Source organism: Microcoleus sp. B4-C2 (assembly GCF_036705265.1).
Taxonomy (GTDB): Bacteria; Cyanobacteriota; Cyanobacteriia; order Cyanobacteriales; family Microcoleaceae; genus Microcoleus.
The window spans coordinates 25,513-39,736 of the sequence record NZ_JAUBUB010000063.1 but is presented as its reverse complement, the minus strand read 5'-3'; the positions used below and the strand labels follow the sequence as shown (position 1 = coordinate 39,736).

Genomic DNA, 14,224 nt, shown 5'->3' with positions numbered 1-14,224 from the left:
TATTCACTGGTTTAAGGAACTTGTTTTCAATTGCTGAAATCAGCATTTTATAGGATTCGTATGTCTATTTTCAGAATTCTATCAATAAGCGTTCAACACTTCTGCATCAATCTTAAAGCGCAGGGGTTGAGTATTCGTACTACTCATCCGATCTTTCGGGAGCATCTTAATATTTGTAAAAACACTTCTTCTGGCTCCTTCCTTCTGACTTTTTCCTCCTGCCCCCGCAGCAAGATGGCCTCAAAACTCTAATTTATAGCTAGTCTGCTTTCATTGAGATGCTCCCTTGTCACCCTCCGCGATCGCAGAGCGTTATTATAACTTGATGAGGGAAAAGAGCCCAAATGGGTTCTATAAATTGTACTTGACCACGAATTTCAAAGGTGGTATCCGCCACGTGATTTATCCGTGGAATCAATCCAAAATCGAAAATCCTCAAGCCCCCGCATTTATCTCGCGCAAGTCAATTCTTTAATCTAAAATCTAAAATCTAAAATCTAAAATCGATTGACTTTAGGGGCAAGATATAAAGGAGCATCCTGTCAATAGCGGTTCTTGTGAACCCATTTGAGATATTTATGGCGATCGACAGACAACGGGCGATCGACTCGCACCCTCCAAGATGTCAAATGGGTTCTATACCAAATTAGATGAGCTTACCGGGCTTATTGTACCATATTCATTTGTTTAGATGGATGTGTTACTTTACTTGGAAATGGAAAAAGCCGTCGTAAAAGGACGGGGTTTTAAACCCAATCTTCTGATAAAAAACCCTCGCCTCACCCGTAAAAAATGTTGCAAAATTTATTGAGTAAAGTACGAATTTATACTTGTTGCCTAACAGTCTTGGTGTTGGGTGGCTGCCAGCAACAGCTACAGCCAACCTTGCAGCAGCAGCGCAGCAAACAGGGGATGGCAGTTTCCGCTCACCCTCTGGCGAGCGCTGCGGGGCTGGCCCTGCTGCAACAGGGCGGTAATGCAGTGGATGCGGCGGCTGCTACTGCTTTGGCGATTTCGGTGGTGGAGCCTTTTTCGGCGGGTATCGGCGGCGGGGGTTTTTTGCTCCTGCGGCGGGCCGAAACGGGGACTGTGCAAGCGCTGGATTTCCGGGAACGAGCTCCGCAACGGGCGGCGCGGGATATGTACCTCGACAAGCAAGGGAAGGTGCGCCAAAGGGCAAGTCTGGACGGGCATTTGGCGGCGGGTATTCCGGGCACTGTTGCTGGACTTTATACGGTGCACCGCGAGTATGGTAAGTTGCCTTGGGCACAGGTGGTGGCGCCGGCGATCGCCCTGGCTGAAAAAGGCTTTCCGGTAAGTTCGCGGTTTACCACGGCTACCGGGCGACGACAGGAGGTGATCAAAAAAAACCGGGCGGCGCGGGAGATTTTTACTCGTGGTGGCATTTTATACCAGCCGGGTGAGCTTTTGGTGCAGCGGGATTTGGCGCGGACTTTGCGGCAGATTGCACAAAATCCGCAGAGTTTTTATACCGGGGACATTGCGCGGGCGATCGCCGCCGACATGGCTAAAAATGGCGGCATTATCACTCTCGAAGATTTGAAAAACTATACGCCGATTTGGCGAAATCCGGTTTGTGGCAACTTTCGCAGTTACGAAATTTGCGCGATGTCGCCTCCTTCTTCCGGCGGCGTTCATTTGTTGCAAATCTTAAATATTCTGGGAGATACGGATCTCAAGAGGTTGGGAAGGCAAAGTCCAGATACTTTGCACTTGCTGGCGGAGAGCATGAGGATTGCTTATGCCGATCGGGCTGAGTATTTGGGCGACCCGGATTTTGTGAGTGTACCAGTCAAAGCTCTAACTAGCACCAATTATGCCAAATTGAGACGATCGCAAATCCAAATGTCAAAAGCCAGACCCTCCAGCGAGGTAAAAGCTGTTGACGCTGAAACTTTGAACCGTCTCCTGTGGGAGTCTCCCGAAACTACCCACCTTACGGTAGTTGACAAAGAGCGCAATGTGGTATCTTTGACGTTTACAGTGAATGGCGGTTTTGGGGCTGGAGTCGTGGCTGCAGGTACGGGAATTTTGCTCAACAACGAGATGGATGATTTTGCAGCGGCGCCAGGAGTGCCGAATTTGTTTGGTTTGGTGGGCGGGGAGGCAAATTCGATCGCCCCTGGGAAAACTCCTTTATCCAGCATGACGCCGGTCATCGTGACAGAAAATGGCAAATTTCGCCTCGCTGCGGGGGCTCCCGGAGGCAGCACGATTATTACTACGGTGTTGCAAATTGTGCTGAACGTATTGGTTTACGACATGAATGTTGGTGAGGCTGTATCCGCACCGAGGATTCACCATCAGTGGCTGCCTGATCGGCTGATGGTGGAACGGGGAGGTTTTGAGGCTGCGACGCTTTCGGAGTTGCGGCGGCGGGGACACCAGATTGTCGAAGGTGACGGCTGGGGCAATGCCAATGCGATCGTCCTGACTGCGGATGGTTGGTTGGAAGGGGCTGCCGATCGGCGCGGCGAAGGAGAAGCAAGGGGATTTTAGTCAACAGTCAGTCGATTAGAGATTTTAGACTTCGACGCGCCGTCGAGTCGCACTCAGTCGAAGGATTTTAGATTTACTCCAGAGATCAATCTGGGATATTGAACTAGGGTCAAAAATTTTGATCTCTCTACGACAGGAATCGGGGGCTTGTATGGTTTTTTTTTGCGAGGTAATGAGTCATTAGTCATTAGCTATTAGTCAGGAGTCATGAGTCATTAGTCATGAGTCATTAGTCATGAGTCATTTGGGAGAGCGCCAACGGTATCAAAACCAGGTTTTTTGGGTTGCCAGTGCGTAAGGCATAAAATTATTAGTCTGTGTACTTGTATTTTTGCCTCCGTATTTTTGCCCTAAGGTTTATAGGCTGACAAACTGCCAATAACTACCCAAAAAAATAACCACACAAAGCGTAAATCTACTTATATGTAAAGTTATTGTAAAGCTACTAGACATTAATAGTTATATAATGTAAAAATTAAGGTGTGCAGAGAATCAGGTTTGTATCTTTTAGGAAAAATTTATGATAATTACTCACAAAACTGCTGCCTTAACAGCTACATTAACTACTGCTCTGAGTTTGTTGGCAGCGCCAGCCATGGCATTTTCGGTAGGGGCAACGAATAACACTGAGACTTTGAAAAATAATTTATTGGGAGCTAATACAGTCGGCTTGAGTAATTTTTCTGTTTCAATTACGGGTAATTCGGCTGCTTTTGGTACTTTCACTAATGACCCCTTCGGTTTGACATCAGGAGTTGTTCTGAGCACTGGTAGAGTCACCGATATACCGGGTCAGAATCGGAAAGATAACTTCACGACAGAGGACAGCGATTTAAGCACGGATTTTGGTGCTAAGGGTGAACAAGGGGATACGACTCAGCTAAACCTCAGCTTTTTTGCTAATAGCACTGTTCAAAAGTTATTCTTTCAATATGTATTTGCTTCTGAGGAGTTTCCTGAGTTCGGCGGTTCTAATAAATATAATGACAATTTTGAACTGCTGCTGAACGGCACTAATTTGGCAAAATTGAGCGACGGAAAAACTGTTACGATTAATAATCTTGTTCCCGATCCATATAATCGCTCTAAAGATCACCCCGACTATATTGACAACCCAAGTTGGACAGGTATTGCTGCTAACATCGTTAAGCTCGACGGTTTTACTAAAGTTTTAGGTTTTGAGGGTTTGCTCAAGCAAAATCAGACGAATGTTCTCAGCATCCGCATTAAAGATGTGGGCGATGGCTATTTAGATTCTGCTGTATTTATTAAAGGCGGTTCTCTGGAGACGGTTCAACCTGAGCCGGTTCCCGAACCGATGACTGTGGGGGGTTTGATGGCGGGAGGCGCTATGCTGGCTGCTGGACGAAAGTTACGCAATCGCCGTGGTGGAAGTAATTAATAAGGGATGTTGAAGGAAGTTCGGCAACGGATTCGCTGGCGCGAGATGTAACGGATGTCGGGGAGAAGGAAGAAGGAAGAAGGAAGAAGGAAGAAGGAAGAAGGAAGAAGGAAAAAACAGAACAGGAACCATGTTGGCGGTTGCTGTAATATGAATCTCGATTAGCCGTGTGGGAGACAGAAAGGGGGTTTGATGAACGAACAAATCTCGTTGCAGTTGTTGAACCAGGTAAAAAAACTCGGTTTGTGCGATCGCGATCGCGTAATATCATGTCAAGTAATTTAAGCATTATGGGTACGCAGCGAGGAATGCAAGTCCTCATACAATTCTGACGACGAATGCCCTCACTACGAACCAATTTTATTGCGGTTGTGCTAGCGGAAAGAATATAAGTTTTCATCCCAAATTCGCAAAGGGCGGATTTTTTTGTGTTTGGAGTTGCAGCAAATATTGCGGGTAAAACCCGCGTCTACAACCACTGACTAAAAACTAAATAATTTAGCTATGAACAGTACCGTCCGGTAAGATTGTACCTGTTAATGTAGTCCGGGTAAGTTTGACCATAACTCGATCGCCGTAACCGATTTTCGCTCCTGTTAAGTCAGCACCGCTCAAGTCAGCACCGCTCAAATCGGCTCCGATTAAGTTGGTTTCTCTCAAGTTGGCATTGATCAAACAAGCTCCTAACAAATTGGCCCGGAACAAGTTAGCTTGGTGCAAATTCGCGCCTGTGAGATTGACGTTGTGTAGAAAAGCATCGCTTAAGTCGGCTTCACTCAGGTTTGCATTGCTCAAGTTTCTTCCTGAAAAATCCTTTTCTTTTAAGGAAGCTCCTTTGAAGTTGGAACCGCTCAAATCGGGAGCTTGGGGCCCAGCTTGGCGGTAAGACTGAGATGGCGGCGGCTGCGATTGGTAGCGGGACGCCTCTGAATAGGGCCCTGCAGGGTTTCCCCCATAGTTTCCCGCATAATTTCCAGGATATTTCCCTGAAGAGGGTTCAGAAGAGTAGCGGGGTTCTTTTGGGGTGGCCGGTGGTGGCTGAGTGTTTTGCTGCTGGGTGTTTGGATACTGAGTATTTCTGTACTGAGCGTTTTGGTACTGAGTATTGGGTTGCTGAGCGTTTTGGTACTGAGTGTTTTGGTACTGAGTATTGGGTTGCTGAGCGTTTTGGTACTGAGTGTTTTGTTGCTGAGTGTTTCTGTACTGAGTATTTTGTTGCTGGGTAGTTTGTTGCTGAGTATTTCTGTACTGAGCGTTTTGTTGCTGGGTAGTTTGTTGCTGAGTGTTTCTGTACTGAGCGTTTTGTTGCTGGGTGTTTTGGTGCTGGGTATTTTTGTGCTGGGTGTTTTGTTGCTGGGTGTGTTTGTGCTGAGTATGTTTGTGCTGAACGTTTTGATTCTGACCTCTTGGTTGAATCGATCGCAATTGTTCGCGAGCTTGATTAATTTCCTTAATCTTCTCTTCAGCTTTCTGTAGTAGTCTGGGATTGTCTTTGGGGATGCGATCGGGGTGCCAAATGAACGCTAAATCCTTGTAGGCTTGGCTAATTTCTTCTCTGGAAGCTCCCGGCAACAGTCCCAGCACTTTATAGTATTGGTCGAGGTCGTTCATTGTACCACCTTTCGCTTTAAGAAATTAGAAATTAAAAATTAAGATCGGAGCAAAAGCCGTTCTCAAAGCTTGCGTGTCCGATCGTACATTAGATGAACAATAACTCAGCTAAGCCGCTGCTGGCAAAAAGTCTCGAATTCGCTGCAAGTATGTTGCGGCATCCTCCAGCATCGGAAAGTGAGCCGTATTCGGAATTATAACAAATTCTACTTTTTTGCTGAGGGAGGCTGCTTGCTCTCCCATGGCGGCGGGAATAATTTGGTCAAATTCTCCGGCCACAAGCAGTGTGGGAACACTCAGCCGCGCAAATTCTTGGGGCATTTCCTCGGCTGCTCTTTTACTGACTGCCGTCACCATTGTACCTATAGCAGCTTGCTCGTCTGCCATTAAAAAATCCTTGAGAAACGCCAGACTGACCTCTGTGGGCAGGGAACGGCGCAAAAACCGGGCCATAAATAGCCGATCGGCAAACGGGATGGATGCCAACCAAGAGGGTCTAAATTTTACCACATAGCCACCGAATTTGTGAAAAGTTGTAAAGGCTTTTTCATCGTATTCAAAAATCCCGCTGCAAGTGAGAATTGCTTTTTCTACTTTTTCGGGGTAAAGGTTGAGAAATAAAGTAGCAATTGATGCTCCTGTGGAGTGAGCATTGAGAAAGACGCGGCTTAAATTCAGAGATTCTAATAATTCAGCTAAGTCGCGGGCGTAGGTTTCGAGTTCGTAGCTGGACTCAGGAGGCTCTTTCGGCAAGGGCGATCGACCAAAACCTCTCATATCGTAGAGCAAACAATCAAAATCATCAGCAATAGCCCGTGCCGTGCTTTCCCAGTAGCGCGCTGAGCCCGCCCAGCCGTGCAGAAATACCATCACTGGTTTCCCGCTAGGTTGGGCCGTGTTATCTGCCGTTATCCACTCGTAATAATGTTCTACACCGCGAATTGAAATGAAAGACATGATATTGATTTTGGATTCTGAGATTTTAGATTTTAGATTTTAACTCATAATTGTTCCGTAAATACCAAAATTCCCGACTTCTTTAAAAAGTCAGGAATCTCAAGACTACATCCCTCAAAAAATTCTGCGTTAATCTGCGTCAATTTGCCCACATCTGCAGTCAAAAAATACCAACATAAAAACTAATCATAAATCTTAAGCAGCAGAAGCAGCCAACCAAAATAAACCATCTACCAAAAGCGTGCTTAACACCGCGCCGCTGAAAGCGCGCCAGTGCAGTTCTCGATCGCGCAAACTCAGCAAACCGACTGTTAGCAACACAGCGATTAAAACTAAAGCACAGCCTATGCCCCAAGGAGTTTCGATTTGACCGATCGCACTTTGAAAAATCGGCATAGCTAATTCCGGTTCCGCGTGCATCACTTGGCGCCAGTAGGGCATCAACCCAGTTAAATAAAAATATAAATCGGTAATAGCAGTGCCAAATAGGGAACCCAAGTAAAAATAGCTGCCAACTTTTCCCCAAGATTTGCCCAAGCACCAAATAGCAAAAGGCAAGCCAATTGCTTCTATAGGTAGATGTAAAATTGGTTCCCATCTAAACCAGCCCCAATAGATAGAACCTGCCAGCCAGCATCCGGCAAATCCTAATAATAAATCTCCCCAAAGTTGTGTTTTGGGGCGGAAAATTAGAATTAAACTCAAAACGAACCAGGGGATAGTTGACAGCAAACTGATGGTTGGATATAAACGCACTAAGGGTGCTTGCACGAAGACTGGAATTGAGACTAAAAATGCTGAGGCGCTAAATATCAACCACTGTTTGATGCTGTTTGTTGTGGCTGAAGAGACAGAATTGTCGAGGCGGGCGATGGTGGCAATAGGTGCGATCGCTGAGGATACTAAATTTAGATTAAACAACTGATTGGACTCCGTATTGTTTCAATAGGTGGACTAAAAATTTTGCTGCGGTTGTGGGTGCGAGAGTCTCAATGCCGGCGGCGGTTTGGCTGAGGTGCCAGCCTTTTGCCGTTTGGGGAGCTCGCCATAAATCCAAATGTTCGATCGCGGGATCTGCATAAAAGCTTTCTCCACCGCCACCGAGAATTGCCGAACTCCAGTGCGTAAAGCGATCGTGGCTGATGCGGTGGATGGGAAAATTTCCCACCAGAGGTACTCCCCAACCGTCTAAGGCAAAAAAAGCCCCGACTTTGCCACCGAGTTGCTGCCACAGAAGAGCCGCCCCGATCGCCCCGGCTACTCCTGCCGAAAAGCTGACAAATACTAGACTTTCTCCTGCTAACTTTTCGCTGCACAAAAAGTGCAATATGTCAAGAGCTGAGAAAGGCGGATATTTATGAGCGGGAAAAATCTTGACACGATCGACTATTTGCTGGTTTGGGCGATCGGCTGCCAGTCCCCAAAGCCCCGAAAGTCCCGCCAGGAAACAGTCGGTTAGCTTTGGTTCGTGGACTCCGGGGCAAATTACCAGTCTCATAGTTCGTCAAGAAAGTTAATATAGTTCGCAACATAACTTTATCATATAGCTATTATATCATATACTACCCCAGGGGATAGGGTGTTAAACTTATAATAGAGTCAAGTTTGAAGAGTATCCCCCCAAGTTAAAACCTGGGAACGCTCCAAACCCCATTAATCTGAGGCAAGGTCAGGGAGTCTTAAGAAAACATGAAACTTATCCCCCCCCGCCCCATCTCCTGTCAAGCTTAGCAAAGGCTGATTCTAGTTTTAAGCAGTTCTGTATTTAGATTTAACTTTTGGGGCGGCGTCGAAGCTGACCCCACAAAAGCTTAAACAAACAGGATTGTGAAAATTAAGAGGCCTGCCAGCTTAGCTGCCCTACGAATTTCGGGTCAGGGTCAATCGATTTTAGATTTGAGATTTGAGATTTTAGATTGACTTGCGCGAGATAAATGCGGCGGCTTGAGGATTTTCGATTTGGGATTGATTCCACGGATAAATCACGTGGCGGGTACCACCTTTGAAATTCGCTTGTCAAAAAACCTACTTAGGACTGATGCCCATCAATCCGGTTTCTAGGATAAATAAGAGGTTTAACCGGGAAGTATGGGCCAAGAAACCGGGAATCAGCCCCGCGCACGTCAGTCGTGCGATCGCACACAATGAAAAATCTCCCATTCCCCCTTCATCCTGCCTGGATCTCTTAGAATAAATAAAATTGAGGAATACAAAGTGGTTGCTTCTCCAGAAAAAATCGATTTCAAAACATCTGCAGCACCCGCAAGTAACGATCGCGTTGCTGTATTGCTGATGGGTTATGGCGAAGTCGAAAGCTACGACGATTTTGCCAACTACAACGAACAAGCTTTAAATTTGCTTACGGCAAAGTTTGCGCCAGTACCGCTTTGGATTTATCCGCCGCTGGCGAAGATTTTAGCAATCTTTGACTTGCACGAGTGGAGTCACCAACACGGTCAATTCGTTTCGCCGCACAATGCAATTTTTGAACAGCAGCGCGCTGGGATTGAAAAGAATTTACAGGAGAAATGGGGCGATAAAGTAAAAGTGTTCAAAGCTTTTAACTTTTGCGCGCCGTTTTTGCCGGAACAAGTAATTCCGCAAATTCAAGCAGAAGGATTTGACAAAATTCTGATTTATCCGCTGTTGGTAGTTGATTCTGTTTTCACCAGCGGCATTGCAGTCGAACAGGTGAATAAAGCTTTAGCACAAACCTTTGATGGTAAGGAACATTGGGTAAAAGGACAGCGCTACATTCCTTCTTTTTACGATGAACCTGCTTACATCCAGCTAATGGCGGATTTGGTTGAAGAGGAAATTAAGAACGATTTAGCTGTAGCGCATTTGCCTTCTCAGATTGGGATTGTGCTGATGAATCACGGTTGTCCGCACAAGGCGAAGGGCTTTACTTCGGGAATTGTGGAAAGTCAAGCTTTGTACGATCGCGTGCGGGAACGTTTGATGCACCGCTATCCTTTGATTTCGGTGGGTTGGCTGAACCACGACACGCCGCTGATTGAATGGACGCAGCCGGATGCGACGTTGGCTGCGAAGAATTTGATCGATTTGGGTGCAACTGCGATCGTCTTTATGCCGATCGGATTTGCCACAGAAAATCACGAAACATTGTTAGATGTAGACCACATTATTGAGTCTTTGCAGAAACAGCGTCAAGGAGTTACTTACCGCAAATTGCCTTGCGTTAACGACCATCCAGAGTTTCTGAAAATGGCTGCCGAGTGGGCAAATCCGCAGATTGAAGCGTTGTTGAGTGAGACTGCGGTTGCTGTTAATCCGAGTTTGGCTTCCGCGCAGCGCGAGCACAGTCATTCTCACGAAGGGCACGGGCATTCTCATGGGGATCACGGGCATTCTCACGGTGGGCATTCTCATGGTGATCGCGGGCATTCTCATGGCGGGCACGGGCACAGTCACTAATAGGACTTGGGCCTGAGAGCTCAGAAACCGGGTTTTTTGCGAAGATACTGCATGGAAATGGCAGATTTAGTGAAAAACCCGGTTTCTTTTGTTGGGGTGCGTAGGTCGAAATTTGGGCGAAAAGGTCGATCGTCCTTTGGTGTTTTTAGGGAAAGGGCGATCGGCTTTTTTATTTCAGGTGTTAATTGCTAGCGGGAAGCATTAAGCTGGTTATAATTTTGTGCAACTGGTATATTCAAAGCCTGTTTTTATTTTATGTACTAAAATTATTTTTATTAAAATACTAAAAATATGGTCAATCTAGAAATTGAAGATCGTAAACAATTAATAACTCTGCTAAAAGATTTACAAGAACTGGGGACGGAGCGATCACGCCAGCAAATTTTGGAGTTAGCAGGGCTGAAACCGTTGATACCAATGCTCGATCTTTCGGGTGCTCCATTTATTGCAGTTAGTGAAATCGTTAACTACCTGTCTAATTACGGACGTTTAACCTATGACCACGAGGCGCTTGGCCTGTTCTTGAATACCTTGAAAAGCTTGGTAGGGCTTCAGCAGCAATCTTTTGTGGATATGCTGCTGACAAAGTATGACATGATGACCCCAATCTCAGCATTACCTGTTATCGATAAATGGCGGGGAAGAGAAACTCCTACGGATGTATTAGAAAAAATTATAGGTGAGAATACGCTGCGACCGATATCATTCTTGCAGCAGGGACTTCAGGTCGCGCGGTCAGTTGCGTATGTTGGGGTGCGAACCAGCCAAAGTCGCTGGTCAGGTACAGGTTTTCTTGTGGCTCAAGATTTGTTGTTGACCAACAATCATGTTCTGCCTGATTCACCTTTACTTTCTGAGACAATTTTCCGTTTTAACTACGAAGAAAATTTTATGGGAGAAGCTCAAGCAACTGATGAGTATCGTGTTAAACCTAATGGAGTTTTTTATACCAACCAAACCTTAGATTACACTTTGGTTCAACTTGATGGAGAACCGGGACAAAGATGGGGTTGGGTACGACTATTACCTCAAGCAATGATTAGCAATGGTAGCCGAGTCAATATTATTCAGCATCCATTGGGACAACCCAAGCAGATTTCTCTTCAGAACAATTTTGTTCAATACGTGGGCGGTAATGTGGTGCAGTATATAACCTCGACCCTGCAAGGCTCCTCTGGTTCTCCGGTCTTTAATGATTCTTGGGAGGTTGTGGCTCTACACCATGCTGGAGGTAATATCCCTGAACCAACAACCCTACAACATTACTTTAGAAACGAGGGCATACTAATAGAGAGTATCTTAGCTGACTTACCCTCAGAGTTGGTAGAACTACTGAAGGCAGCACAATAGATTACCTAGTTTTACAAAAATTTTACAAGCATCTAAAGCTCAATGACTATAAATATCAAATCCCAATTAGTGAAGTTCCTAGCCCATATACCAAAAACTCAAACTGTTCCTGAGCGTAGAGCACTCTTGATGATTGTGGGATTTGATCATTTAGGCGCTAAAATAGATTCTTTTGAAAAAAACAATTTGGTTTTTTTTTCTGAATTAATTGAACTTGTATTCTCCGAAGGACAAGCTCAAGTATCGGAATTTATGAGGGCGCTTGTGGATAGCGGGATGGTCGGTTTAGAAGCTAGGAATAAACTGAATGAGTTCATTGAAGAAATTGCAACTTTCGATCGTCAACAATCAAATAACAGATTTATCGAACGGAATAACAATCAATCAATATGCTCCCCTTCAACGTCTACTCAAATTAGTTCGTCATCTTCCTCTTTTTTAACTCCGAGCCGAAGTGCCACAAGCATAGGAGAACACCAAAATAAGAGGTTAGTTGTTCCATCAGTTCCTGGGATTAAAGCTTTTGAATTTACAGTAGTGATCGTAGATGCCCAAGGCAAAGAGATTAACCGTTATCAAGAACAAGCACATTACTTAACTGAAGACCTTGGCAACAGCGCAATTTTAGAGATGGTATATATTCCCGAAGGAACCTTTTGGATGGGTTCGCCAGAATCTGAAGGAAAGCGATACTACAAGGAAAGACCTCGGCATTCAGTAAAAATTAAGGCATTTTTTATAAGCAAATATCCCGTTACACAAGCACAGTGGAAAGAAATTGCTTTGTTACCAGAAGCACGTTCAAAGCTTAAACTTCGCCCATCGCGTCCAGGAGGTAAAAGTCACGCTGTGACCGAAATTTCATGGTTTGATGCTGTTGAATTTTGCGATCGCTTATCTGAAAAAACAGGTCACAAGTATCGTCTTCCTAGCGAAGCAGAGTGGGAATATGCTTGTCGTGCTGGAACTACAACCCCTTTTCATTTTGGGGAAACTATCACTTCTGATTTAGTTAATTGCGATAGTAGCCGTCCCTATCGTTCAGAACCTAAAGGAATTTATCGTAAAAAAACTCTTCCAGTGGGAAGCTTGCAGTTTGCTAATGCCTTTGGATTATTCGATATACATGGTAACGTTTGGGAGTGGTGCTTAGACAATTGGTATGAAAATTATAATAATGCACCTACAAATGGAGAGGCATGGCTAGACAGTAGTGAGAATCAAACTCGTGTAATTCGTGGCGGTTCATGGCTCAATGACCCGTCTTTGTGTCGTTCCAGCTCCCGCTCATATAAGAATGCAAGTGATCTGTCGAAAAATGTTGGTTTTAGAATAGTTTATTCTCTCTAACGTGACGTACTATAAAAGTTTTGCCTAATTTTTTTTTAACTCGACGCTATTCCATTTTCTTCTAAATACGAATCGTTGGATGTTAACTGCTGATGCTTTTTGCGTGCAGCTAGAGTTTGGTGGTATTCATATGCTTCAGGTCTTATTTGAACTACATCAATCCTCAAAAATCCAGTTTTTTTATTAATTTCTTGTACGGCTTGCTCAATTTCATCTATTGAAACTTGGAAGAACTCTCTCCGTGAGTTCTCTAAATTCACTCTTTTATCATCAAAACGTTGATGCAACCTTTCTAATGTATCTAGGGCATCTTCCGAGAATATTTTGAAGTGAATATCAAATCTAAATGGAGCTGCGGGGTTCATTTTCTTGATATATTCATCTTCTCTCTGACGATTGGTCATACATATCCGGTATATATCCTTTCCAAAAGAGCCGATATTTGAAATTATATAAATATATCCCCATTTAACCCCATTAGCATTTTCTTTCTCTCTTCTATCTTCCGCTAATTGTTCTTCTAATTGCCGAATTTTAAGTTCTAGCTCGTTCCGCCTTTCGCCTTCAGCTTGTTCTATTTCTTTTCTAACTTCTTCAAGCTCTTGTTGATGAAGCCTTTCTCTTTGTTCCGCGTCTTTAGCTTTTTGTCGGGCTTTTTCTATGGCTTCGCGCTGTTTATTTTCCTTTTTAATTTCTTGTTCCATTTCGCGATCTTTCTGTTCTTTATTCTCTAAGTCAGACTTAATATTTAACTCCCTGATTTTGAGATTGAAATATTGTTGGGAAATTTCACACTGAGTTTTTTTTGACAAACCGTTGATTTTTTTAAAGGTTTTTTCAAGTTTCTTTTTTAAAGAAGGAAAATTATTATATTTTACCTCATTTTTCATAATATCTTTAAATTGCATTTCAAATAAAAACTCGATCAAATCGAGAATGCCACGTGTCACGTTTTCACCTTCTCGCTCGTTATTGTTTAAGTAAAATTGCTTATGACAAATAAAGGCTTGCTTATTTTTTTGCATTTCCTCCTGTTCTAATTGAGTTGATTCCCATAGAAGCATATAAGTTTCATAACTTGTAAAGCTATATTTGGGTTCATAATAATCTAGAGATTGAAGATAGGCTTTGGCAGCAAGTTCGCGTAATTCCTGTTGACGATTTATAATTTGGGTATTTAAGGATTCTTGTTGGTTTTCGAGTAGTTGAATGTTTGATTCTAACTGCCGTTGATATCTCTCTTTGTCATTCAATGCTTCGTACCTGCGTAAACGCTGTCTAAGCCGAGACTGTTCAAGCTTAGCTTGTACTAATGCGACAAAAAGTACCAATATTAATATGATGAGCCCTATAAGTGTTAAAGACATGGATATTCGTATTCCTAGTGGTGTACACTTTTACCTAGCTTAGAGATTTTTTCGGACTTATGGCAAGATACTTGAGCCAACTAGCGATCGCTTGAGGAGTAGCCTGGTTTAGGCTGCACATAGAAATCAGTTCGAGCCTATACCAGCTTGCTTATCCAACCATTGATGAAACCCCACTATCATACTATTTTATTTTAGGGATTGGGCGTATATAGAGTATTCAAGCATC

11 protein-coding genes are annotated in these 14,224 nt (G+C 44.1%); 5 read left to right on the top strand and 6 right to left on the bottom strand.

What is annotated here, in order from left to right; all coding sequences use genetic code 11:
• Positions 1-792 precede the first annotated feature (792 nt).
• Positions 793-2,520, top strand: a complete 1,728-nt coding sequence (gene ggt / locus QUB20_RS18470) for a gamma-glutamyltransferase (protein ID WP_333247726.1) — start codon at positions 793-795, stop codon at positions 2,518-2,520.
• Positions 2,521-3,040: 520 nt separating this feature from the next.
• A complete protein-coding gene (locus tag QUB20_RS18465; protein WP_333247724.1) occupies positions 3,041-3,922 on the top strand; it encodes a choice-of-anchor L family PEP-CTERM protein in 882 nt (293 codons plus the stop codon).
• A gap of 498 nt (positions 3,923-4,420) precedes the next feature.
• Here QUB20_RS18465 and QUB20_RS18460 read toward each other — a convergent pair whose 3' ends face one another.
• The 5 genes from QUB20_RS18460 to QUB20_RS18440 all read right to left on the bottom strand — a co-directional run bounded on the left by QUB20_RS18460 (position 4,421) and on the right by QUB20_RS18440 (position 8,650).
• Positions 4,421-5,533 (bottom strand): pentapeptide repeat-containing protein, encoded by a 1,113-nt coding sequence (locus QUB20_RS18460; protein ID WP_333243948.1) that lies wholly within the window; start codon positions 5,531-5,533, stop codon positions 4,421-4,423.
• A 108-nt stretch (positions 5,534-5,641) separates the two neighbouring features.
• On the bottom strand, positions 5,642-6,490 hold the full coding sequence (locus tag QUB20_RS18455; RefSeq protein ID WP_333243945.1) for an alpha/beta hydrolase: 849 nt from the start codon (positions 6,488-6,490) through the stop codon (positions 5,642-5,644).
• Between the two features lie 195 nt (positions 6,491-6,685).
• The gene (locus tag QUB20_RS18450; RefSeq protein ID WP_333243942.1) at positions 6,686-7,411 is read right to left on the bottom strand and encodes a DUF3120 domain-containing protein; all 726 of its coding nucleotides are present in this window, start codon (positions 7,409-7,411) and stop codon (positions 6,686-6,688) included.
• Positions 7,404-7,988, bottom strand: a complete 585-nt coding sequence (locus tag QUB20_RS18445; protein ID WP_333243940.1) for a hypothetical protein — start codon at positions 7,986-7,988, stop codon at positions 7,404-7,406. Before QUB20_RS18445 ends, QUB20_RS18450 begins: the two co-directional genes overlap by 8 nt.
• Positions 7,989-8,515: 527 nt before the next feature.
• Complete coding sequence (locus QUB20_RS18440; RefSeq protein WP_333243937.1) at positions 8,516-8,650, bottom strand: hypothetical protein; 135 nt, start codon at positions 8,648-8,650, stop codon at positions 8,516-8,518.
• A 54-nt stretch (positions 8,651-8,704) separates the two neighbouring features.
• Between QUB20_RS18440 and QUB20_RS18435 the strand changes: the two genes are divergently transcribed.
• The 3 genes from QUB20_RS18435 (at position 8,705) to QUB20_RS18425 (ending at position 12,628) form a co-directional block, all read left to right on the top strand.
• The gene (locus tag QUB20_RS18435; protein ID WP_333243934.1) at positions 8,705-9,928 is read left to right on the top strand and encodes a ferrochelatase; all 1,224 of its coding nucleotides are present in this window, start codon (positions 8,705-8,707) and stop codon (positions 9,926-9,928) included.
• 291 nt (positions 9,929-10,219) lie between these two features.
• Positions 10,220-11,278 carry a trypsin-like peptidase domain-containing protein gene (locus tag QUB20_RS18430; protein ID WP_333247720.1) on the top strand — a complete coding sequence of 353 codons (1,059 nt, stop codon included), beginning with the start codon at positions 10,220-10,222 and terminating at the stop codon, positions 11,276-11,278.
• Positions 11,279-11,320: 42 nt separating this feature from the next.
• A complete protein-coding gene (locus QUB20_RS18425) occupies positions 11,321-12,628 on the top strand; it encodes an SUMF1/EgtB/PvdO family nonheme iron enzyme (RefSeq protein WP_333247718.1) in 1,308 nt (435 codons plus the stop codon).
• A 35-nt stretch (positions 12,629-12,663) separates the two neighbouring features.
• Here QUB20_RS18425 and QUB20_RS18420 read toward each other — a convergent pair whose 3' ends face one another.
• Positions 12,664-13,995: a DUF4041 domain-containing protein gene (locus QUB20_RS18420; RefSeq protein WP_333247716.1), complete on the bottom strand. Its 1,332-nt coding sequence runs from the start codon at positions 13,993-13,995 to the stop codon at positions 12,664-12,666.
• Between the last annotated feature and the right edge of the window lie 229 nt (positions 13,996-14,224).